The sequence below is a fragment of the Streptomyces sp. ATCC 21386 genome, from assembly GCF_018728545.1.
In the GTDB taxonomy this organism is placed as follows: domain Bacteria; phylum Actinomycetota; class Actinomycetes; order Streptomycetales; family Streptomycetaceae; genus Streptomyces.
Map to the genome: position 1 here is coordinate 8,111,605 of NZ_JAAVVL010000001.1, position 19,467 is coordinate 8,131,071.

Here is a 19,467-nt window from a genome sequence, read left to right on the forward strand (position 1 = left end):
CAAATTCGTTCGCTCGTACCGGATCGCCCTGCTAGGCATGGCGTATGACGACTGAGCTGCGGGCGCTGCGCAAGGAAGACTGGAACGTCTGGTACGACAACCTCGTCCGCGCCTTCGGCGGCGCTCCCGAACCCGTCGAGGAACGGGAGTTGTGGAAGGCGCTCACCCCGTACGACCGCTCGATCGGTGTGTGGGACGGCGACCAATGCGTGGGCACGGCCGGGGCGTTCGACTTCCGGATGACGGTGCCCGGGGGCGCGGTCGTCCCGACGGCGGGCGTCACGATGGTCGGCGTCGCGGCCACGCACCGGCGGCGCGGGGTGCTGACGTCCATGATGCGGCGGCAGTTGGACGACATCCGCTCCTGGGGCGAGCCGCTGGCCGTGCTGACCGCGTCCGAGCCGGTGATCTACGGCCGCTTCGGGTACGGCCAGGCCACACATCGGATCACCGCCGACATCGACACCACCCGGGTACGGCTGTCCGTGCCGCCCGGCACCGACGACGTACGACTGCGGTACGCGGACGCGGCCGAGGTGCTCGACGTGTGCGAGGAGGTGTACGCCCGTCTGGTGCCGGAGCGGCCGGGGATGATGGAGCGGCGGCCCGGCTGGGAGCGCGTGGACCTGCTCGACACGGAGCGCCACCGGGAAGGTGCCTCGCCGTTGCAGTGCGTGGTGGCCGAGCGGGCGGGTGAGGGGGCCGGTTCCGGGGTCGTGGGGTACGCCCGTTTCCGGATCAAGTCCGACTGGGGGCACGCCGGGCCGGAGGGGGTCGTCCAGGTGAGTTCGCTGGAGGCCGTGGACCCCGCCGCGCGGGCCGCGTTGTGGCGGTTCCTCTTCGACATCGACCTGACGCGGTGCGTGGTGGCCCACCGGCTGCCGGTGGACGAGCCGGTGCTGCACCTGGTGTCGGACGTCCGCCGGTGCGGGCTGCGGGTCAAGGACGATCTGTACGTGCGGCTCGTGGACGTCGGTGCCGCGCTGCGGGCGCGGACCTATCAGGCGCCGCTGGACGTCGTGTTCGAGGTCGAGGACGCCTTCTGCCCCTGGAACGAGGGGCGTTGGCGGCTCACCGGCGACGCCAAGGGAGCGACCTGCGAGCGGACCGCCGACGCCGCCGATCTCTCCCTCTCCGTACGGGAGTTGGGGGCGGCCTATCTGGGCGGTGTGAGCCTGGCCTCGCTGGGCGCGGCCGGGCGGGTGCGGGAACTGCGGGAGGGGGCGCTGGCGGAGGCGTCCACCGGCTTCCTGTCCTCGGGGCTCGCACCCTGGCTCCCGCACGGGTTCTAGGGGGCCGGGGCAACAGCGTCCGGTATCAGCGGTGTTGGCAGGACGGGCACCAGAAGAGGTTGCGGGCGGCGAGATCGGCGGTGCGGATCTCGCCGCCGCAGATGTGACAGGGCAGGGTCGCCCTGCGGTACACGTACACCTCACCCCCGTGGTCGTCGACGCGCGGCGGACGGCCCATCGCCTCCGGGAGGTGCTCGGGGCGGACCGTGTCGATGCGGTTGTGGCGTACGCCCTCGCGCATCAGAGCGACGAGGTCGGCCCAGATCGCGTCCCACTCCGCCGGGGTGATGTCCCTGCCCGCGCGGTACGGGTCGATGCCGTGCCGGAAGAGGACTTCCGCGCGGTAGACGTTGCCGACGCCCGCGATCACCTTCTGGTCCAGGAGGAGCGCGGCGATCGTCGTCCGGCTGCGGGAGATCCGGGCGTACGCGCGGGCCTGGTCGGCGTCGGGGCGGAGCGGGTCCGGGCCGAGGCGGGCGTGCACGGCCTGCTTCTCGGCGTCCGTGATGAGGGCGCAGGTGGTGGGGCCCCGGAGGTCCATGTACGACGTGTCGTTGCGCAGCCGGAGGCGGACGGTGTCCGTGGGCGGGGGCGCGGGGGCCGGGCCGAAGGTGACCTTGCCGAAGAGGCCGAGGTGGATGTGGACGCGTTCCTCGGCGGCCGCGTCGCCGAAGTGCAGGAAGAGGTGCTTGCCGTGGGCCTCGGCCGCGTGGAGGGGGGTGCCGGTGAGGAGGGCTGCGGCGTCGGCGAACTTGCCCTGGGGGCTGGTGACGTGGACGTTCCGGCCGACGCCGTCGCCGACGCCTTCGGGGGCGAAGTGGGTGCGGCAGTCTTCGGCGAGGCGGTGGATGGTGTGCCCCTCCGGCACGTTGTCCTCCGGGGTTCGGCAGGGTGGGTGGGGGGAGGTTGGGGGTGCGTTGTCGGGTGCGTTGTCGGGTGCGTTGTCGGGTGCGTTGTCGGGTGCGTTGTCGGGTGCGTTGTCGGGTGCGGGTGGGTGGGGGTTGCTCGCGCAGTTCCCCGCGCCCCTGAGAAGCAGGGGCTGCGCCCCCTGCTTCTCAGCCCACAGCCCCGTCGGCTTCACCGCCGACAGCCTCGTCGGCTTCACCATTGACAGCCCCGTCGGCCGCGCGGCCGACGGGGTCTGCGAGGTCGGTGACTACGCCTGGGGGTGGTGCGGCGGGATCGGCGGGAGGTCGCCTGTCGTCTCGTATGTCGCCAGCATGTCGATGCGGCGGATGTGACGCTCGTCACCGGAGAACGGCGTGTTGAGGAAGGTCTCGACGAACTTGGTCGCGTCCTCCTCGGAGTGCATCCGGGCGCCGACGGCGACGACGTTCGCGTTGTTGTGCTCACGGCCCAGCGCGGCCGTCTCGGCGCTCCACGCGAGGGCCGCGCGGACGCCGGCCACCTTGTTCGCGGCGATCTGCTCGCCGTTGCCCGAGCCGCCGATGACGACGCCGAGGGACTCGGGGTCCGCGGCCGTGCGCTCCGCCGCGCGGAGGCAGAACGGCGGGTAGTCGTCCTGGGCGTCGTAGATGTGGGGCCCACAGTCGACGGGCTCGTGGCCGGCGGCCTTCAGCCACTCGACGAGGTGGTTCTTGAGTTCGTATCCGGCGTGATCCGAGCCGAGGTAGACGCGCATGGTCCGAGTGTGACACGCGTGTTTCGGCGCGGCACGACGGGGTGCGGAACCAGGAAACTGTGAGCTGAACCACGGAACCTCAAGTAAACCTCAAGTAACGATCTGGATTCAAAGGTTCAGGATTCCTTTCACCTCCGATTCACTGGACCGATCTTTACAGCCGGCCCATCCGGCCCCCAGCTGTGCACTCTCGTCTCCCGCTCTGACGAGAGTCGATCGGGGGGTCCTTGGGCAGACGCACGGAAGTCCCCACAACGGCGCAAAGGAAACCTCCCCCCATGACCTCCCAGCCGACCCTGCCGGACCAGGCAGACACCCCAGGCTCTTCCTCTCCCCCCTCCCCCGGTCTGCACGCGGGCCTCAAGAACCGGCATCTGTCGATGATCGCCATCGGTGGTGTGATCGGCGCCGGTCTGTTCGTCGGGTCCAGTTCCGGCATCGCCACGGCCGGCCCCGGCATCCTGCTGTCGTACGCGCTCGTCGGCACGATGGTGGTGCTGGTGATGCGGATGCTCGGTGAGATGTCCGCCGCCAACCCGACCTCGGGTTCGTTCTCCGCCCACGCCGACCGCGCGCTCGGGCGCTGGGCCGGGTTCTCGATCGGCTGGCTGTACTGGTTCTTCTGGGTCGTCGTGCTCGCGGTCGAGGCGACCGCGGGTGCGGTGATCCTGGAGGGCTGGATCCCGGCCGTACCCCAGTGGGGCTGGGCGCTGATCGTGATGATCGTGCTGACCGCCACGAACCTGGTGTCGGTCGGCTCCTACGGTGAGTTCGAGTTCTGGTTCGCCGGGATCAAGGTCGTCGCGATCGCCGCGTTCATCGTGGTGGGCGGACTGGCGGTCTTCGGGGTGCTGCCGGGCGTCGACTCCGAGAAGGCCGGGCTGGCCAACCTCACCGACCACGGCGGCTTCCTGCCCAATGGCGCGGGCGCCATCCTCATCGGTGTGCTGCTGGTCGTCTTCTCCTTCATGGGCAGCGAGATCGCCACCCTGGCCGCCGGGGAGACGGAGAACCCGCAGAAGGCGGTGACCAAGTCCACCAACAGCATCATCTGGCGGATCGGCGTCTTCTACCTCGGCTCGATCTTCGTCGTGGTGGCCCTGCTGCCGTGGAACGACCCGTCGATCAAGGAGAAGGGCTCCTACGTGGCCGCCCTGGACTCCCTCGGCATCGCGCACGCCGGGCAGATCATGAACTTCATCGTGCTGACCTCGGTGCTGTCCTGTCTCAACTCCGGTCTCTACACCGCGTCGCGGATGGCGTTCTCGCTGGGGACGCGCGGGGACGCGCCGCGCGCGTTCGGCCGTACGAACACGCGGGGTGTGCCGATGGCGGCCATCCTGTCCTCGGTGGTCTTCGGGTTCGTCGCCGTCGTCTTCAACTACTTCTTCCCCGAGGGCGTCTTCCTCTTCCTGGTCAACTCCTCCGGTGCGGTCGCCCTGTTCGTGTGGCTCGTCATCTGCTTCTCCCAGCTGCGGATGCGGCGGATCATCGAGCGGGAGACGCCGGAGAAGCTCGTCGTGAAGATGTGGCTGTACCCGTATCTGACGTGGGCCACCATCGGACTGATCCTCTTCGTCCTCGGCTACATGCTCACCGACACCGAACACGGCAACCGCGAGATCCTGTTGCTGTCGCTGCTGGTCGCGGCGGTCGTCGTCGCCATCGCGCTCGTGAAGGAGAAGGTCGGTGGCGGGAAGCCCGCCGCCGAGTCCGCCGACAAGGTGTCCGACACCGTGCGCTGACCGACTCGTAGGTCGGATGAGGGGTCCGGTGGTGGTTCTTCCTCCGCCGGGCCTCTTCTTCTATGCCCAGGGCCTCCACGAGGCCCTCATGCGGCCCGTATGCGGCCCGCATGAGGCCTACAGCGGGGTGAAGCTCTCCTCGACCTTCTCGTAGACCGGGAGGGCGCGGTCCTCGATGTCGGGGTGGTACCAGGTGGTCAGCTGGTAGGACTTGCCGCCGGTGTTGAAGCCGAGGGAGCGGACGTGCCAGGGCAGTTCCTGGGCGGTGACGGTGTACTCCCACACGACGGCGGGCCTGCCACGGAACTCTGTCTCCTCCAGGCGGATCCGCTGGTATCCCGGCCCCTCGCTGGTGCTCTTCTCCTTCTTCCGCCACTGCTCCAGCAGGTCACCGCGCGCGAGCGAGGCCTTGCCGACGATCTCCTGCCGGGCGTCCGGCGAGGTGTAGTGCACCTCCGCGCCGGCGTGCACCTCCCGGGAGAAGCCGTCGGGCGGGACCCAGGCGAACACACCTGCCTCCGTACGGGCGCCCGGCGGCAGCTTCGGTGGCCGGGACGTGCCGGCGACGGTGGGGGACGGGGAGGAGCCGGAGGGCGAGGCCGTCGTCGACGACGCCTTGTCGTCCTTGCCGCCCTTGTCGTCGGGCGAGCCGTTCACCGCCGGTACGAGGACCGCGGCCACGGCGGCGGTCACGGCCACGGCGGCGGCCGCGACGAGGCCGATACGGCGGTTGCGCCGCCGGCGGCCCTCGGGGCCCGTGGGACCGTCCGGCTCCGTACGCCGGGACGGCACGGGCGGGCCGGGCAGTTCGCCTGGCGGCATGGGGGTGGGAGTGGGCGTTGGCGTGGGGTGGGCTGCGGGAGGGGGCGTCGAGGTGGTCCGGGGCCTGGTCGGCAGGTCGCTGTGGGTGGAGTGCTCGGGCGCCGGATCGGGGTCGGGGTCGGGGAGGCGGGGGTCTGCCGGAGGGTGAGACGCGGGAGGGGAAGAAGAGGTGGAGGGAGGGGTGCGGCGGAGGACGGGCGTGGTGGCTCGGTCGGGTTCCGGGGTGGAACGGACCGTGGGGGTGCGGTGTGCTGGTGGAGTCGGGTGGGGTGCGGGAGCGGGGTGTCGTGCGGGAGAAGGGGGCGTCGCCTCCGCCTCCGCTTCCGGGGCGGGGCCGGTCGGCGGTCGCCCGTTTCCGTCCGGTGGCCCCGGCCTCTCCTCCGGCTCCGGCATCGGCATCGGCGTCGGAGGGCTCGCGGTCGGCTGATCGAGGCCGGCTCCAGGGTCCCCCTGGCCCGGTTCGCTCGGCTCGCCGGTGGGCCGGGCTTCCGTCGACTCCGGCGGAACGGGTTCGGTCGGCCCCCTTGCCGCCTGTGGGGCGGCCGCCGGGGGTGTGGTGGCGGCGCGTAGTGCCTCGATGAGGTGGGGCAGGGCCGGCCGGGCCTCGGGGTCCTTGTCGAGGAGGGCGGCCAGGAGGTGTTGGAGGGAGCCCGCGGCGGCGGGGAGTTCGGGCTCCTCGTAGAGGACGGCGTGGAGGGTGGCGAGAGTGGTGGAGCGCGAGAAGGGGGAACGGCCGCCGAGGGCCGCGCAGAGCGTGGCGCCGAGGGACCAGAGGTCGGAGGGCGGGCCCTGGGGGCGGCCGGAGATCCGCTCGGGGGCCATGTAGTCGGGGGAGCCGACGAGCATGCCGGCCATGGTGAGGGCCTCGGCGTTCTGGATGGCGGCGATACCGAAGTCGGTGAGGACGGCCCGGTGGATGCCCGTACGCCTGATCAGGACGTTGGCCGGTTTGATGTCGCGGTGCAGGACGCCCTGGGCGTGCACCTGGCCCAGCGCGTCGACCAGTTCGAGGCCGATCCGGGCCGTGTCGTGCGCGTCCAAGGGGCCGTCCTCCGCCAACAACCGTTCCAGGGAGCGGCCGTCGACCAGTTCCATGACGATCCAGAGCCGCTCGCCGGCGTCGACGACGTCGTAGACGCGTACGACGTTGGGGTGGTCGATCCGGGCCGTGGCCCTGGCCTCGCGCAGGGTCCGCTCGCGTCGGGTGCGGCTGTCCTCCGGGTCCTGACCGTCGATACGCATTTCCTTGACGGCGACCTGCCGGTCGAGTATTTCGTCGCCGGCCCGCCAGACCCGACCCATTCCGCCTTGGCCGATGCATTCGACCAGCCGATAACGGTCGGCCACGACAAGACCCGGAACACCGCCCCGCGTTATTTCCGGCACCCCCATGCCCCCCTTCGGCAACGCTTTCCCAACCGACCGCACACGCCACAGATGAACCACATCGTCGCGCATTGGTCACACTTCGTGCCGCACCAGCATAGTGCTGGGAAATTTTGTGGTACCTCTTCATAGGCCGTGAATTCAGGCACGGCCAGGGGGACGCAAGGGGGATGGAACATGAGTTCTCATCGTAAGACTGCCATCGCCGGATCGCTGCTCACCGCGTCGTTCACGGCGGTGATGATTCTCGGCTTCACGGCCTCGGCGGACGACGAGGGGGGATTGAGCAATCATGGCGGAAAGACCGTGGACGCGGCACCGGCGGACGTGAAGCTCTCGACGCTGCTGTCCAAGGAGATCAAGGTCGACAACAAGTCCGGGGAAACCGATATCACCGGCGTCGTGAAGAACGAGGGCAGCAAGGCCAGCGGCAAAATCCGATTGCTCGTGGTCGGTTTCGACGGCATGACGGTCAAAAACGTGAAGGGTTGTTCGGCAATTCCGGAGGGGGATCTTCCCGACGGCGCGAACAGTGGTTTCGCGTGCACGATCGACGATCTGGCGGCCGGAAAGTCGAAGACCTATGCGATCGACGCCACGTACGACCTGAGCAAGCAGGGCAAGATCTGTCTGCCGGTGCAGAACGCCGACGGTTCGAAGACGTACTGGCAGCAGGGGCCTGTCCCGTTCGGCACGACCAACCAGGCACCGAACGAGCCCGCGACCCCGCTGCTCCTCGGCACCGACAACAGTCCCGTCACCCCCGGCGGCGGAGGCGGCGACGGTGACGGCGACGGCGACGGCGACGGGGGCAGCGATGGCGGTAGCGGTGGCGGCGGGAAGGACGACAAGCCGGACGAGCTGCCGCAGACCGGTCCGGCCGACCGGGTCCTGCCGCTGGGCCTGGCCGGCGCCGCGCTCGTCTCCGCCGGTGCGGCAGGCCTGTGGTGGAACCAGCGGCGGGCCCGACAGGAGTCCTGACCCGGGGGCCCGAACGTGGGAAGCGCGCACGCATGAACACACGTGACGGGCTCGCATGAACGCCGGAGAGGCTCGCCGTGGTGCGGTCGGTGGACGACCCGGCGAGCCTCTTCGGGGGCGACGCCCGCTCAGTGGCGGGGCGTCACCCGCGTCACTTCTTGAGCAGCTTCCACGCCGTCGGCAGCAGCCCCATGGCCAGTGCGACCTTGAGAGCGTCGCCGATCAGGAAGGGGGTGAGGCCGAGCGCGACGGCGGACGAGAGGCTGATGCCGGCGGCGGCCGCGAGGTACGGGACGCCGACGGCGTAGATGATCGCCTCGCCCACGAGCATCGTGCCGGCCATCCGCAGCGTGGAGCGGTCGCCGCCCCGACGGGCCAGGGCGCCCACGGCGGCGACCGCCAGGACCATTCCGAGGATGTAGCCGAAGGAGACGCCGACGCCGGACGTGCCGTTGGCGAACCACGGCACGCCGGCCAGGCCGGCCAGCGCGTACAGGGCGAGGGCGGCGACACCCCGGCCCGCGCCGAGGGTGGTGCCGACGAGCAGGGCCGCGAAGGTCTGGCCGGTGACCGGGACCGGCGAACCCGGCACGGGCACCGCGATCTGGGCGGCGAGGCCGGTCAGCGCGGCACCGCCCACCACGAGCGCGATGTCGCGGGCGCGGGCGCCGGTGAAGGGCAGACGGTCGGCGAGGACCTCGCCGGGGCGGGCTGTCGTGGCGACGGCGGTGCTCATGTTCGGGCTCACTCCGGCGGGTGACGGGGGCGGGGACACGGTGACGCTATCCCAGCCGACTCGGGCCGGACATCATCAGCGCTCGACAAAGGCATGAACGACGGCTTGGTTGACTTCGAACAAAGGATGCTGGTTACACCCGGTACGGCGTGACACCGGTCACTGAGGTGGAACCACTTGGGGCCTGACGGGGCATCGACTCACATCTGTAGGGTTTCGCCAATCGGGTCGACGGGGTGGACAGGTGCCGTCTCGCCCGTCGGTCGCCGTCTGGGCAGCGGTGGGCCGGTTTGCTAGCTTCGGACGCATGGTTGCCCAGGCCCGGTACTTCTCGTCGCGTCGCTACGTCGACCTGCGACGCGTGGGCGCGGCCACCTGTCGCCGACCCGGGTGAGGCGGCTCCGGCACGCCTCGCCCTCCGAGGCGCAGTGTCGGACCCGTTCCCGAGGATGATCGCCATGCCGCGTGCCGCGACAGCACCCACCCCTCACGCTCCCCCTCCCCCAACTTCCGCTTCTCCGGCTGCCCTTCGGGCCGCTCCCCCGTCGGCCCCCTCCGCCGCCGGGTCCGCCGTACCGCGTGCCGCCGACAGCGACCGGCGGCGGACCAGTGCCAGCGTGGTCCTGCGGTCCGTGCTGGAGCACGGCCCCGTCGCACGCAGCGTCATCGCCCGGGTGACCGGGCTGTCGCCGGCCTCGGTGACCGACTACTGCGCCCGCTTCACCGGGCTCGGTCTCATCCGTGAGGCCGAACCTCCCCGGCGCTCCAAGGGGGCGGGCCGTCCGCATGTGCCCCTGGACCTGGACGACTCGCGGTTCGTGGTGGGCGGGGTGCATGTGGCCGTTCCGTACACGACGGTCGCCCTGCTCGATCTGCGCGGACGGGTGCTCGTGGAGCGGCGGTCCAAGCACGCGTCCACCGAGCCCGGACCGGTCCTTGCGAGGGCGGCCGACGAACTCCGGGCCCTGCTGGAGAAGATGCCGGGCTGCCGACCCCTGGCCGTCGGTTTCGCGGCAGGCGGCCGGGTGGACCGCGAGAGCGGGACCGTCGTCGAGCATCCGCTGCTCGGCTGGCGCGAGGTGCCGGTGCGGGAGGTGCTCGGCGGCCTCACCGGCCTGCCGGTCCATGTGGACGGGCACGCGCGGGCGTTGGTGGCCGCCGAGCAGCTGTTCGGGCGGGCGCGGGGCAGCCGGAGCGTGCTGCACCTGTTCGTCGGCAACATGGTCGACGCGGCGTTCGCCACCAACGACGAGGTGCACCACGGGCCGCGCTCGCAGGCCGGTTCGGTCGCGCATCTGCCGTTGCCCGGGGGCACCGAGCCCTGCGACTGCGGGCGGGTCGGCTGCCTCCAGGTCGAGTTGAGCGAACTGACCCTGTGCCGGCGGGCCCGGGAGGCGGGGGTCGTCGAGGGGGCGAACCCGATGCGGGTGCTGGCCGCCGCGGCGGACGGCGACGCGACGGCCGTACGGCTGCTGGTGGAGCGGGCCCGGATGGTGGGGCGGGCGGCGGAGTTGCTGCTCGACGTGCTGAACCCGGAGACCGTGGTCGTCACCGAGATCGGGGTGATCGGCCGGGCGGACTGTCTCGCCGCGTTGCACGAGGCGGTCGGGGCGGGCCGGGCGGCGGCCGTGAGGCCGACGAGCTTCCCCGACTCCGTGCTGGCCACGGCGGGCGGGGCGGTGGCCCTGGACGTGCTGTTCCGGGATCCGATGGGGTCCGTGGAGCGTCTGGCGCACGCCTCGGCCGGGATCGGTTAATTCAGAAAGTCCGAATGTTGACAGGCCTTGTCCAAGACCGGGAACATCGTATTCATGCTGCTCACGAGTTGTCGCACCTTCTGTTGCTGACACGATGACGTCCCGGGGTGCCCACCGCGCCCCGGCCTACGCGGCACTTCTTCCTGCGTGAATTCACTTCCGCGGTTCCCTGCTTTTCTCGTCCGCTTCCGCGGGTCCTCCATGCGCGCTTCCGTGCGCGGTCCCACCGTTTCCCTCTGGGGGTTCTCCATGCCTTCTTCCGCCGCGTCCGGTTTCGACCGGCGACTCTTCCTCACCTCTCTGCTCGGCGTCACAGCCGCGGCGGCCGGGCTCAGCGGCTGCGCCGACAGCAGCGCGGCGACCGCCCGCACGGCGGCCGACGCGCCACTGCCCACCAAGGTCCCCACGGGTACGAGCCTGAAGATCTCCTCGTTCCAGAATCAACAGGAGTTGCAGCTCAAGCTCGCGAAACTCGACGATCTGCCTTTCCGGGTGAGCAGTTGGGCGAACATCGGCGCCGGCCCCGATGTCATCAACGCTTTCCGGTCAGGGTCGCTGGACGTCGCCAACAATGCGGGGATCCCGCCGATCCAGGCGCATTTCCAGGGATACGACGCGAAGATCGTCGCCATCAACATCACCCGGAAACCGAACTATCTCTTCGCCACCAAGCCCGGCAGCGACATCACCTCCGTCAAGGATTTCCGGGGCAAGAAGCTCGCCTTCTCCCAGGGGCAGGCGCAGGGTGTCGTCCTCCTGCGGGCGTTGAAGGAGGCGGGACTCGCCTACGACGAGGCCGAGCTGGTTCCGCTGACCAGCAACCAGTTCCTGACGGCCCTCCAGTCGGGCCAGGTGGACGTCGCGCCGCTCGCCAACCAGCAGGCGCCCGCCTATCTCCAGCAGTACGAGTCCAAGGGCGCCCGCACGATCCCCACGGATGTGGTGGACCTGCTCAGCCTGCTGTGGGCGCCGGCCTCCGTGCTGGCCGACTCCGCGAAGGCCGCCGCCGTCGCCGCGTACATCCCGTTCTGGGCGAAGGGCGCGGTCTGGCAGTACGAGAACCCGGACATCTGGAACGAGGAGTTCTACGTGAAGACCCAGAACCTGACGACCGCCCAGGCCGAGTCGATCAGCGAGCTCGCCAACAAGCCGCTTTTCCCGTCGAGTTGGGACGAGGCGATCAAGTGGGAGCAGGAGACCGCCGATCTGCTGGCCGAGGGCGGCTTCGTGAAGAAGTTCGACGTCGGCACGCTCTTCGACCGGCGGTTCGAGGGGATCGCCGCGAAGGCCGTGCCCGCGGAGTACCGGAAGTGAGCGCCGTGACCACGGGCGCGGCCACCACGGCAGGCGCGGCCACCACGGCAGGCGCGGCCACCACGGAGGGCACGGCCACCACGGAAGACGCGGCCACCGCGGCGAGCGCGACCACGGTCGACACGCCCCGCTCCGACGTCCTCGCGTCCGGCTCCGGCACGGCCGGGGAGGAGGTCGTCCCGGTCCGCAGGCGTCGTCGGCTCTCCCCCGGCAAGCGGCTGCCCGCCTCCCGGCTGGTCGGGCCGGCGCTGGTCCTCGCCCTCTGGGCCGTGGCCTCCGCCGCCGGCCAGCTCGACCCGGCGGCGATCCCGGCGCCCTGGACCGTGCTGGAGACCGGGGTCCGGCTGTGGACCGACGGGACGCTTCCGACGGACATCGTCACCTCGTTGCAGCGGGCCGGGTACGGATTCTCGATCGGGCTGACCGCCGGTGTCCTGCTCGCCCTGGCCTCCGGACTCAGCCGGACCGGCGAGGCGCTGATCGACGGAACCGTGCAGCTCAACCGGGCGATCCCGACGCTGGGTCTGATCCCGCTGTTCATCCTCTGGCTGGGCATCGGCGAGACCTTCAAGATCGCGATCATCGCCATCGTCGTCTACATCCCGATCTACCTCAACACCCATGCCGCGCTGGCCGGGATCGACAGCCGTTTCGTCGAACTCGCCGAGGTGCAGGGCCTGTCGAGGTTCCAGTTCGTCCGGCAGATCGTCATCCCCGGCGCGCTGCCCGGCTTCTTCGTGGGTCTGCGGCTCGGGGTGACCGGCTCCTGGCTGGGCCTGGTCGTCCTGGAGCAGATCAATGCCACCAACGGACTCGGCTACATGATGTTCCAGGCCACGAACTACGGCCAGAGCGACGTCATCCTCGTCGGCCTGGCCGTCTACGGAATCTTCGGCCTGGCCTCCGACAGCGCGGTCCGTCTCATCGAACGGAGGGTGCTGTCATGGCGACGCACACTGAGCAGCTGACGCCCGCGGGCCCCGAATCGCCGACGGCCACGGCCACCGTCGACCGCCCCGCCGTCCAGCTCCGGGACCTGACCAGGTCCTTCGACGGGCGCAAGGTCCTCGACGGTGTCGACCTGGACATCCCCGCCGGGCAGTTCGTCGCCCTGCTCGGGCACAGCGGCTCCGGCAAGAGCACGCTGCTGCGGGCGGTCGCCGGGCTGGACCACGAGGTGGCGGGCAGTGGTCGGCTCACCGCCCCGGCCAGGGTGTCCGTCGTCTTCCAGGACTCCCGGCTGCTGCCCTGGCGGCGGGTGCTGGACAACGTACTGCTCGGCACGGAGGGCAAGGAGGCCGTCGGCCGGGGCCGTGAGGCGCTCGCCGAGGTGGGCCTGAAAGGCCGCGAGCGTGCCTGGCCGAACGAGCTGTCCGGCGGTGAGGCCCAGCGCGCGGCGCTGGCCCGCTCGCTGGTCCGCGAACCCGAACTCCTGCTGGCCGACGAGCCGTTCGGCGCCCTGGACGCGCTCACCCGGATCAAGATGCACACCCTGCTCCGGCAGCTGTGGGAACGCCACCGCCCGTCCGTCCTGCTCGTCACGCACGACGTGGACGAGGCGATCGTGCTCGCCGACCGGGTGCTCGTGCTCGAAGAGGGCCGCATCGGCCTGGACCTGACCATCGACCGCCCGCACCCGCGCTCGTACCGGGACCCCCTGCTGGGCGAGTACCGCGAGCGGCTGCTGGCCGCGCTCGGTGTGAGAGAGGACCACCAATGACGTCAAGACAGCTCCATCTCAACGCCTTCCTGATGAACACCGGGCACCACGAGGCCTCGTGGCGGCTGCCCGAGTCCGACCCGTTCGCGCACGTCGAGCTGGACCACTACGTGCGGCTGGCCCGGATCGCGGAGCGCGGCACGTTCGACTCGCTGTTCCTGGCCGACGGGCCGCAGTTGTGGGGCAGCGTGGGCCAGCGTCCGGCGGGCGCCCTGGAGCCGCTGACCCTGCTGACCGCGCTGGCGACGGCCACCGAGCACATCGGTCTGATCGCCACCGCCTCCACCTCCTACAACTCCCCGTACAACCTCGCCCGCAAGTTCGCCTCGCTCGACATCCTCAGCGGCGGCCGGGCCGGCTGGAACATCGTCACCACCGCCGGTGCCGAGGCCGCCCGCAACTTCGGTCTGGAGGCCGAGCCCGCGCACGCCCGGCGGTACGCCCGGGCGGCCGAGTTCCTCGACGTGGCCCTGAAGCTCTGGGACAGCTGGGAGGACGACGCGATCGTCGCCGACAAGGAGACCGGCGTCTGGGGCGACGACACGAAGATCCATCCGCCCCGGCACAAGGGCACGTACTTCAGTGTCGAAGGGCCGCTCAACGTGCCGCGCTCACCGCAGGGGTATCCGCTGCTGGTGCAGGCCGGGTCCAGCGAGGACGGCAAGGAGTTCGCCGCGCGGTACGCGGAGGCCGTGTTCACCGCCCAGCAGACGATCGAGGACGCGCAGGCCTTCTACGCCGACCTCAAGTCCCGTACGGCCGCCGCCGGCCGGGACCCCGAGCGCATCAAGGTGCTGCCCGGAATCGTCCCCGTCCTCGGGTCGACGGAGGCCGAGGCGCGGGCTGCCGAGCGGGTCCTGGAGGACCACATCGTGTACACGCACGGGGTGGGCAATCTGGAACGGCTGCTGCAACTGCCCGCCGGTTCCCTGGAGCTGGACGCGCCGCTGCCCGCCGATCTGCCGCCGGAGAGCGCGATCGAGGGGGCCAGGAGCCGCTACACGCTCGTCGTCGAGCTGGCCCGGCGCGACCGGCTCACCGTACGGGAGCTGATCGGGCGGCTGGGCGGCGGGCGCGGGCACCTCACCTTCGCCGGGACGCCCGAGCAGGTCGCCGACACGATCGAGAGCTGGTTCACGCAGGGTGCCGCCGACGGCTTCAACATCATGCCCGCGGTGCTGCCGTCCGGCCTCGACGCCTTCGTCGAGCACGTCGTCCCGATCCTGCGCGCCCGCGGTCTGCTGCGGACGGAGTACGGCCCACGCCGGACCCTACGGGACCGCTACGGCCTGCCCCGCCCCGCCAACCAGCACGTCGGCACACCTGAATCCGCACCCGCACCCGCCCTCGTCTGATCCGCGAAAGGAACCAACGCCATGAGCATCGACATCGACATCCAGAAGGTCACCGGGAACATCGGCGCCCGGGTCTCCGGCGTGGACGTCTCCCAGCCCCTCGGCGAGGAGACGGTCGCCGCGCTGCGTGCGGCGCTCAACGTCCACAAGGCGCTCGTGTTCGACGACGTGCACCTCGACGACCACGGCCATCAGGCCTTCGTGCGCCACTTCGGTGACATCACCACCGCCCACCCGACGGTGTCGGCCGTCGCGGGCGCCGCGAACGTCCTGCCCGTGGACAGCGAGCGAGGACGCGCCAACCACTGGCACACCGACGTCACGTTCGTCCTCAACCCGCCGCAGGCCACCACCCTGCGCAGCATCACGATCCCGCCGTACGGCGGCGAGACGCTGATCGCGAACGCGGCGGCGGCCTACCGGGACCTGCCCGAGCCGCTGCGACGGCTGGCCGACGGTCTGTGGGCCGAACACACCAACGACTACGACTACGCGGTGCCGGACGAGGAGATCGACGCGGAGAAGGCGGCGCAGCGCGCCCAGTTCACCTCGATCAAGTACCGCACGGCCCACCCGGTGGTGCGGGTGCACCCGCTGACCGGTGAACGGGGCCTGTTCATCGGCGGGTTCGCGCAGCGGATCGTGGGCCTGTCGCTCGGCGAGTCCCGCAAGGTCCTGGACCTGCTCCAGTCGTATGTGACCCGGCCGGAGAACGTGCTGCGCCACCGCTGGTCGGAGAACCAGCTGGTCGTCTTCGACAACCGCATCACCCAGCACTACGCCGTCGACAACTACGACGGTCTGCCGCGCCGGCTGCACCGGGTGACCGTCGCCGGTGACGTCCCGGTGGGTGTCGAGGGCAAGGAGAGCTACTCGATCGAGGGGGACGCCTCGCACTACACGTCCGTCGCCGCCCGGGAGGGGGTCGCCGTAGCCGCGTAGTCGCGTAGCGGCGGAGTCACGATCCGTGACGGTCGCGTCCGGATAGCGGACGGCCCCTCCACGCGCCTGGAGGGGCTGTCCAGACTGTCGGCGTTTTTGCCGTCTCACGCATTGGACGAACCGCGCCCATGCCCAGCACCTCCGTCAAGGCTCCACAAGAGTCCGACGCGTCCCTGTCCCACGGCCTCAAGCAGCGTCACCTGTCGATGATCGCCCTCGGCGGTGTGATCGGCGCGGGTCTCTTCGTCGGGTCGGGGGCGGGCATCGCCGCCGCCGGTCCCTCGATCGTCCTCGCGTACGCGCTCTCCGGGCTCCTCGTCATGCTGGTGATGCGGATGCTCGGCGAGATGTCCGCCGCGTATCCCTCCTCGGGTTCCTTCTCCGCGCACGCCGAACGCGCCATCGGTCCGTGGGCGGGCTTCACGGCCGGCTGGTCGTTCTGGGTGCTGCTCTGCACGGCCGTGGGCCTGGAGGGCATCGGCGCCGCGAAGATCGTGACGGGGTGGCTGCCCGGGACGCCAGAGTGGGCCTGGGTGGCACTGTTCATGCTGGTGTTCCTGGGCACCAATCTGGCCGCCGTGAAGAACTTCGGCGAGTTCGAGTTCTGGTTCGCCGCGCTGAAGGTCGGCGCGATCTCCCTGTTCCTGGTGCTGGGCGTGCTGGCCGTCGCCGGTGTCCTGCCCGGCACCGACGCGCCCGGCCTCACCAACCTCACCGGCGAGGGCGGCCTGCTGCCGGGCGGCACGGACGGTCTGGTCATCGGCCTGCTGGCGTCGATCTTCGCGTACGGCGGTCTGGAGACCGTGACGATCGCGGCGGCCGAGTCCGAGGACCCGGTGAAGGGCGTGGCCACGGCGGTCCGTACGGCGATGTGGCGCATCGCCCTCTTCTACATCGGCTCCATGGCGGTCATCGTCACCCTCGTCCCGTGGGACTCCGAGGAGGTCGTGGAGAAGGGCCCGTACGTCGCCGCCCTCGACCACCTGGGGATCCCCGGCGCCGGTCAGGTGATGAACGTGGTCGTGCTGGTGGCCCTGCTGAGCGCGATGAACGCCAACATCTACGGCTCGTCCCGGATCGCGTACTCCCTGGTGGCGCGCGGGCAGGGCCCGAAGGCGATCGGCCGGGTGTCGGGCGGGGTCCCCCGGGTCGCGGTCCTGGCCTCCAGCGTCTTCGGCTTCCTCTGCGTCCTGCTCAGCTACTGGCGCCCCGACGACGTCTTCCCGTGGCTGCTGAACATGATCGGGGCGGTCGTCCTCGTCGTCTGGATCCTCATCGCCGTCTCCCAGTTGCTCCTGCGCCGCCGTATCGAGCGGGAGGCCCCGGAGCGGCTGGTCGTGCGGATGTGGGCGTTCCCGTGGCTGACCTGGGTGGCGCTCGCGGGGATGGCCGCCGTGTTCGTCCTCATGGCCCGGGAGCCGGGGACGCGGACGCAGTTGTACTGGACCGGCGGGATGACTCTGATCCTGGCGGCGATCGGGTACGCCCGGCAGCGGGTGCGCGCCGAGCGCTGATCCCGCTCGCACTTCAGGGCCCTCGCGCGGAGGACGGACGGTCGGTCCGCGCGAGGGCCCTTTGGCGTGCCCGGGCACACCCCCACAGTCTCTTGCTGCTAGCGTGCACTTGCAAGTACTTTGCAATAAGAGGTCGGAGGGGACCCCCATGCCCGTCTACACGCTTCCTGAACTGCCGTACGACTACGCGGCACTGGCACCCGTGATCAGCCCCGAGATCATCGAGCTGCACCACGACAAGCACCACGCGGCGTACGTCAAGGGAGCCAACGACACCCTGGAGCAGCTGGCCGAGGCGCGGGACAAGGAGAGCTGGGGGGCGATCAACGGCCTGGAGAAGAACCTGGCCTTCCACCTCTCCGGCCACATCCTGCACTCGATCTACTGGCAGAACATGACCGGCGACGGCGGCGGCGAGCCCTTGGAGAAGGACGGCGTCGGTGAGCTGGCGGACGCCATCGCCGAGTCCTTCGGCTCCTTCGCGGGCTTCAAGGCCCAGTTGACCAAGGCCGCCGCCACCACCCAGGGCTCGGGCTGGGGCGTCCTTGCGTACGAGCCGCTGAGCGGGCGGCTGGTCGTCGAGCAGGTCTACGACCACCAGGGCAACGTCGGCCAGGGCTCGACCCCGATCCTGGTCTTCGACGCCTGGGAGCACGCCTTCTACCTGCAGTACAAGAACCAGAAGGTCGACTTCATCGACGCCATGTGGGCGGTCGTGAACTGGCAGGACGTGGCCCGCCGTTACGCGGCGGCCCGATCCCGCGCGGATGTGCTGCTGCTGGCCCCCTGAGCCGGTGGCCGAGACGTCCTGCTCGTGATCGTCTTCTCAACCTTCACCGGGCAGGCGGGAAAAGGGAGAACCCCCGCGAGGACGTGACTCGCGGGGGTTCTCGTTCTCCGGGCCGCCGGAACACGCCACGGCGGGACGCATTCCGGTCTGACCGCTTCCTCATTTTTCGCCCTATGCTCCCGTTTCCGGCCGGATTCCCGATCCGGCGGACCGGACCGACGGGAGGTCGCGTGGACACGAGCTACAAGCACTGCCCACCGTGCGGCGGCGGTAAGCCCCTGCCGTTCTACAAGGCGGACAAGGAGGTACGGCAGTACCTGGAGTCCCTGGGCAAGAACCCGGCCGGCTGGTGGCGCTGCGGCAACCGCGGAGAGAAGGGCCGCTGCCTCTTCGTCCAGCCGTACGGCAGGCAGAGCGAGGGCCTGACCCTCCCCGAGTCCTTCCGGTGAGCTTTTCCCCGTGCGACGACCGCCGGCCACCGACGGGCGAGTGAGCCGACGGTCACCTACGGCGAGTGAGCCGAAGGGGCGCGCCTGTGTCGAGAGGCCGAACGCGCGCAGGCCCGACGAAGGAGGGCCGAGCACGATCGGCCTCTCGACACGGGCACCAGCGCCCCGGAGGCGAACCGAGCCTCAAGAAATGAGGTGGGCCGAGCACGATCGGCCTCTCGACACAGGCACCAGCGCCCCGGAGGCGAACCGAGCCCTAGGAAACCAAGTTGCTGAAGTCCGGGCCCTTGGTGCGGGTGCGCTTGATCTCGTAGAAGCCGGGGACCGACGCGACGAGGAGGGTGCCGTCCCAGAGCCGGGCGGCCTCCTCGCCCTTCGGGGCGGGGGTGACGACCGGGCCGAAGAAGGCGATCTGCTCGCCGTCGGCGCCGGGGACGGCGATCACGGGGGTGCCGACGTCCTGGCCGACCTTGTCGATGCCTTCCTTGTGGGAGGCGCGCAGCTCGGCCTCGTACGGGGTGTCGTCCCAGTGGTCCATCAGGGACTCGGGCAGGCCGACGTCCTTCAGCGCGGCGGCGACCGTCTCCTTCTCGGGGCCCTCGCCCTGGTTGTGGATCCGGGTGCCGAGCGCGGTGTAGAGGTCGCCGAGGATCTCGGGGCCGTGCTCCTGCCGGGCGGCTATGACGATCCGCACCGGGCCCCAGGCCTTGGTGGCCAGCAGCTCGCGGTACTCCTCGGGCAGCTCGTCGATCTTGGGCTCGTTGAGGACCGCGAGGCTCATCACGTGCCAGCGGACCTCGATGTCCCGGACCTGCTCCACCTCCAGAACCCAGCGCGAGGTCATCCAGGCCCAGGGGCACAGCGGATCGAACCAGAAGTCGACAGGGGTCTTGCCGGAGGTCTGCTCGGACATGGTTCTCCTCGAAAGGGATACGAAGCGGAGTCGTGCGGGCTCGGTTTACCGGGCAACAAACCCGGCAACACCGAGGACCGCCCCGGCCATTCCCGCGGTGCATGGCAGG

General features: G+C 70.5%; 17 protein-coding genes. 12 read left to right on the forward strand and 5 right to left on the reverse strand.

The features are described from left to right. The first annotated feature begins 44 nt into the window (after window positions 1-44). Window positions 45-1,292: a GNAT family N-acetyltransferase gene (locus tag GWK25_RS34770; protein WP_215455481.1), complete on the forward strand. Its 1,248-nt coding sequence runs from the start codon at window positions 45-47 to the stop codon at window positions 1,290-1,292. A 25-nt stretch (window positions 1,293-1,317) separates the two neighbouring features. On the opposite strand, the gene GWK25_RS34775 is transcribed toward GWK25_RS34770, so the two are convergent. Together GWK25_RS34775 and GWK25_RS34780 are read right to left on the reverse strand one after the other, a co-directional pair. After that, a complete protein-coding gene (locus GWK25_RS34775; protein ID WP_215455482.1) occupies window positions 1,318-2,160 on the reverse strand; it encodes an Fpg/Nei family DNA glycosylase in 843 nt (280 codons plus the stop codon). Between the two features lie 288 nt (window positions 2,161-2,448). Beyond that, window positions 2,449-2,934, reverse strand: coding sequence for a ribose-5-phosphate isomerase (locus tag GWK25_RS34780; RefSeq protein WP_215455483.1), 486 nt, complete (start codon window positions 2,932-2,934; stop codon window positions 2,449-2,451). 278 nt (window positions 2,935-3,212) lie between these two features. Here GWK25_RS34780 and GWK25_RS34785 point away from each other — a divergent pair, with 278 nt between their 5' ends. After that, window positions 3,213-4,679 (forward strand): amino acid permease, encoded by a 1,467-nt coding sequence (locus GWK25_RS34785; protein ID WP_215455484.1) that lies wholly within the window; start codon window positions 3,213-3,215, stop codon window positions 4,677-4,679. A 117-nt stretch (window positions 4,680-4,796) separates the two neighbouring features. Here the strand turns inward: GWK25_RS34785 and GWK25_RS34790 are convergent, their stop codons facing one another. Next, complete coding sequence (locus GWK25_RS34790; RefSeq protein WP_215455485.1) at window positions 4,797-6,959, reverse strand: serine/threonine-protein kinase; 2,163 nt, start codon at window positions 6,957-6,959, stop codon at window positions 4,797-4,799. 105 nt (window positions 6,960-7,064) lie between these two features. Between GWK25_RS34790 and GWK25_RS34795 the strand changes: the two genes are divergently transcribed. Continuing rightward, on the forward strand, window positions 7,065-7,868 hold the full coding sequence (locus tag GWK25_RS34795; protein ID WP_215455486.1) for a cell wall protein: 804 nt from the start codon (window positions 7,065-7,067) through the stop codon (window positions 7,866-7,868). Between the two features lie 151 nt (window positions 7,869-8,019). Here GWK25_RS34795 and GWK25_RS34800 read toward each other — a convergent pair whose 3' ends face one another. Then, window positions 8,020-8,604 (reverse strand): biotin transporter BioY, encoded by a 585-nt coding sequence (locus GWK25_RS34800; protein WP_215455487.1) that lies wholly within the window; start codon window positions 8,602-8,604, stop codon window positions 8,020-8,022. A gap of 458 nt (window positions 8,605-9,062) precedes the next feature. On the opposite strand from GWK25_RS34800, the gene GWK25_RS34805 reads away from it, so the two are divergent. The 9 genes from GWK25_RS34805 to GWK25_RS34845 all read left to right on the forward strand — a co-directional run bounded on the left by GWK25_RS34805 (window position 9,063) and on the right by GWK25_RS34845 (window position 18,445). Further along, on the forward strand, window positions 9,063-10,361 hold the full coding sequence (locus GWK25_RS34805; protein WP_215455488.1) for an ROK family protein: 1,299 nt from the start codon (window positions 9,063-9,065) through the stop codon (window positions 10,359-10,361). A 249-nt stretch (window positions 10,362-10,610) separates the two neighbouring features. Then, the gene (locus GWK25_RS34810; RefSeq protein WP_215455489.1) at window positions 10,611-11,675 is read left to right on the forward strand and encodes an ABC transporter substrate-binding protein; all 1,065 of its coding nucleotides are present in this window, start codon (window positions 10,611-10,613) and stop codon (window positions 11,673-11,675) included. Beyond that, window positions 11,672-12,643 carry an ABC transporter permease gene (locus tag GWK25_RS34815; RefSeq protein ID WP_215455490.1) on the forward strand — a complete coding sequence of 324 codons (972 nt, stop codon included), beginning with the start codon at window positions 11,672-11,674 and terminating at the stop codon, window positions 12,641-12,643. The genes GWK25_RS34810 and GWK25_RS34815 overlap by 4 nt, the downstream gene beginning before the upstream one ends. Further along, on the forward strand, window positions 12,619-13,395 hold the full coding sequence (locus GWK25_RS34820) for an ABC transporter ATP-binding protein (RefSeq protein WP_251829178.1): 777 nt from the start codon (window positions 12,619-12,621) through the stop codon (window positions 13,393-13,395). Before GWK25_RS34815 ends, GWK25_RS34820 begins: the two co-directional genes overlap by 25 nt. Continuing rightward, the gene (locus GWK25_RS34825; protein ID WP_215455491.1) at window positions 13,392-14,750 is read left to right on the forward strand and encodes an LLM class flavin-dependent oxidoreductase; all 1,359 of its coding nucleotides are present in this window, start codon (window positions 13,392-13,394) and stop codon (window positions 14,748-14,750) included. The genes GWK25_RS34820 and GWK25_RS34825 overlap by 4 nt, the downstream gene beginning before the upstream one ends. 27 nt (window positions 14,751-14,777) lie before the next feature. After that, window positions 14,778-15,692, forward strand: a complete 915-nt coding sequence (locus GWK25_RS34830; protein ID WP_374200708.1) for a TauD/TfdA dioxygenase family protein — start codon at window positions 14,778-14,780, stop codon at window positions 15,690-15,692. 128 nt (window positions 15,693-15,820) lie between these two features. Further along, window positions 15,821-17,206, forward strand: a complete 1,386-nt coding sequence (locus GWK25_RS34835; RefSeq protein WP_215455493.1) for an amino acid permease — start codon at window positions 15,821-15,823, stop codon at window positions 17,204-17,206. Window positions 17,207-17,354: 148 nt separating this feature from the next. Continuing rightward, on the forward strand, window positions 17,355-17,996 hold the full coding sequence (locus GWK25_RS34840; RefSeq protein ID WP_215455494.1) for a superoxide dismutase: 642 nt from the start codon (window positions 17,355-17,357) through the stop codon (window positions 17,994-17,996). 230 nt (window positions 17,997-18,226) lie between these two features. After that, entirely contained in the window at window positions 18,227-18,445 is a 219-nt protein-coding gene (locus tag GWK25_RS34845; RefSeq protein WP_184898903.1) for a hypothetical protein, read from the forward strand. Between the two features lie 256 nt (window positions 18,446-18,701). Here the strand turns inward: GWK25_RS34845 and GWK25_RS34850 are convergent, their stop codons facing one another. Then, window positions 18,702-19,358, reverse strand: a complete 657-nt coding sequence (locus tag GWK25_RS34850; RefSeq protein WP_215455495.1) for a DsbA family protein — start codon at window positions 19,356-19,358, stop codon at window positions 18,702-18,704. Between the last annotated feature and the right edge of the window lie 109 nt (window positions 19,359-19,467).

Excerpts from the sequence above, each read along its gene's own strand:
- GWK25_RS34795 (WP_215455486.1), top strand. The coding sequence starts at position 7,065 with ATGAGTTCTCATCGTAAGACTGCCATCGCCGGATCGCTGCTCACCGCG.
- GWK25_RS34780 (WP_215455483.1), bottom strand. The coding sequence starts at position 2,934 with ATGCGCGTCTACCTCGGCTCGGATCACGCCGGATACGAACTCAAGAAC.
- GWK25_RS34800 (WP_215455487.1), bottom strand. The coding sequence starts at position 8,604 with ATGAGCACCGCCGTCGCCACGACAGCCCGCCCCGGCGAGGTCCTCGCC.
- GWK25_RS34840 (WP_215455494.1), top strand. The coding sequence starts at position 17,355 with ATGCCCGTCTACACGCTTCCTGAACTGCCGTACGACTACGCGGCACTG.
- GWK25_RS34825 (WP_215455491.1), top strand. The coding sequence starts at position 13,392 with ATGACGTCAAGACAGCTCCATCTCAACGCCTTCCTGATGAACACCGGG.
- GWK25_RS34805 (WP_215455488.1), top strand. The coding sequence starts at position 9,063 with ATGCCGCGTGCCGCGACAGCACCCACCCCTCACGCTCCCCCTCCCCCA.
- GWK25_RS34820 (WP_251829178.1), top strand. The coding sequence starts at position 12,619 with ATGGCGACGCACACTGAGCAGCTGACGCCCGCGGGCCCCGAATCGCCG.
- GWK25_RS34785 (WP_215455484.1), top strand. The coding sequence starts at position 3,213 with ATGACCTCCCAGCCGACCCTGCCGGACCAGGCAGACACCCCAGGCTCT.
- GWK25_RS34850 (WP_215455495.1), bottom strand. The coding sequence starts at position 19,358 with ATGTCCGAGCAGACCTCCGGCAAGACCCCTGTCGACTTCTGGTTCGAT.
- GWK25_RS34790 (WP_215455485.1), bottom strand. The coding sequence starts at position 6,959 with ATGCGCGACGATGTGGTTCATCTGTGGCGTGTGCGGTCGGTTGGGAAA.
- GWK25_RS34810 (WP_215455489.1), top strand. The coding sequence starts at position 10,611 with ATGCCTTCTTCCGCCGCGTCCGGTTTCGACCGGCGACTCTTCCTCACC.
- GWK25_RS34770 (WP_215455481.1), top strand. The coding sequence starts at position 45 with ATGACGACTGAGCTGCGGGCGCTGCGCAAGGAAGACTGGAACGTCTGG.
- GWK25_RS34835 (WP_215455493.1), top strand. The coding sequence starts at position 15,821 with ATGCCCAGCACCTCCGTCAAGGCTCCACAAGAGTCCGACGCGTCCCTG.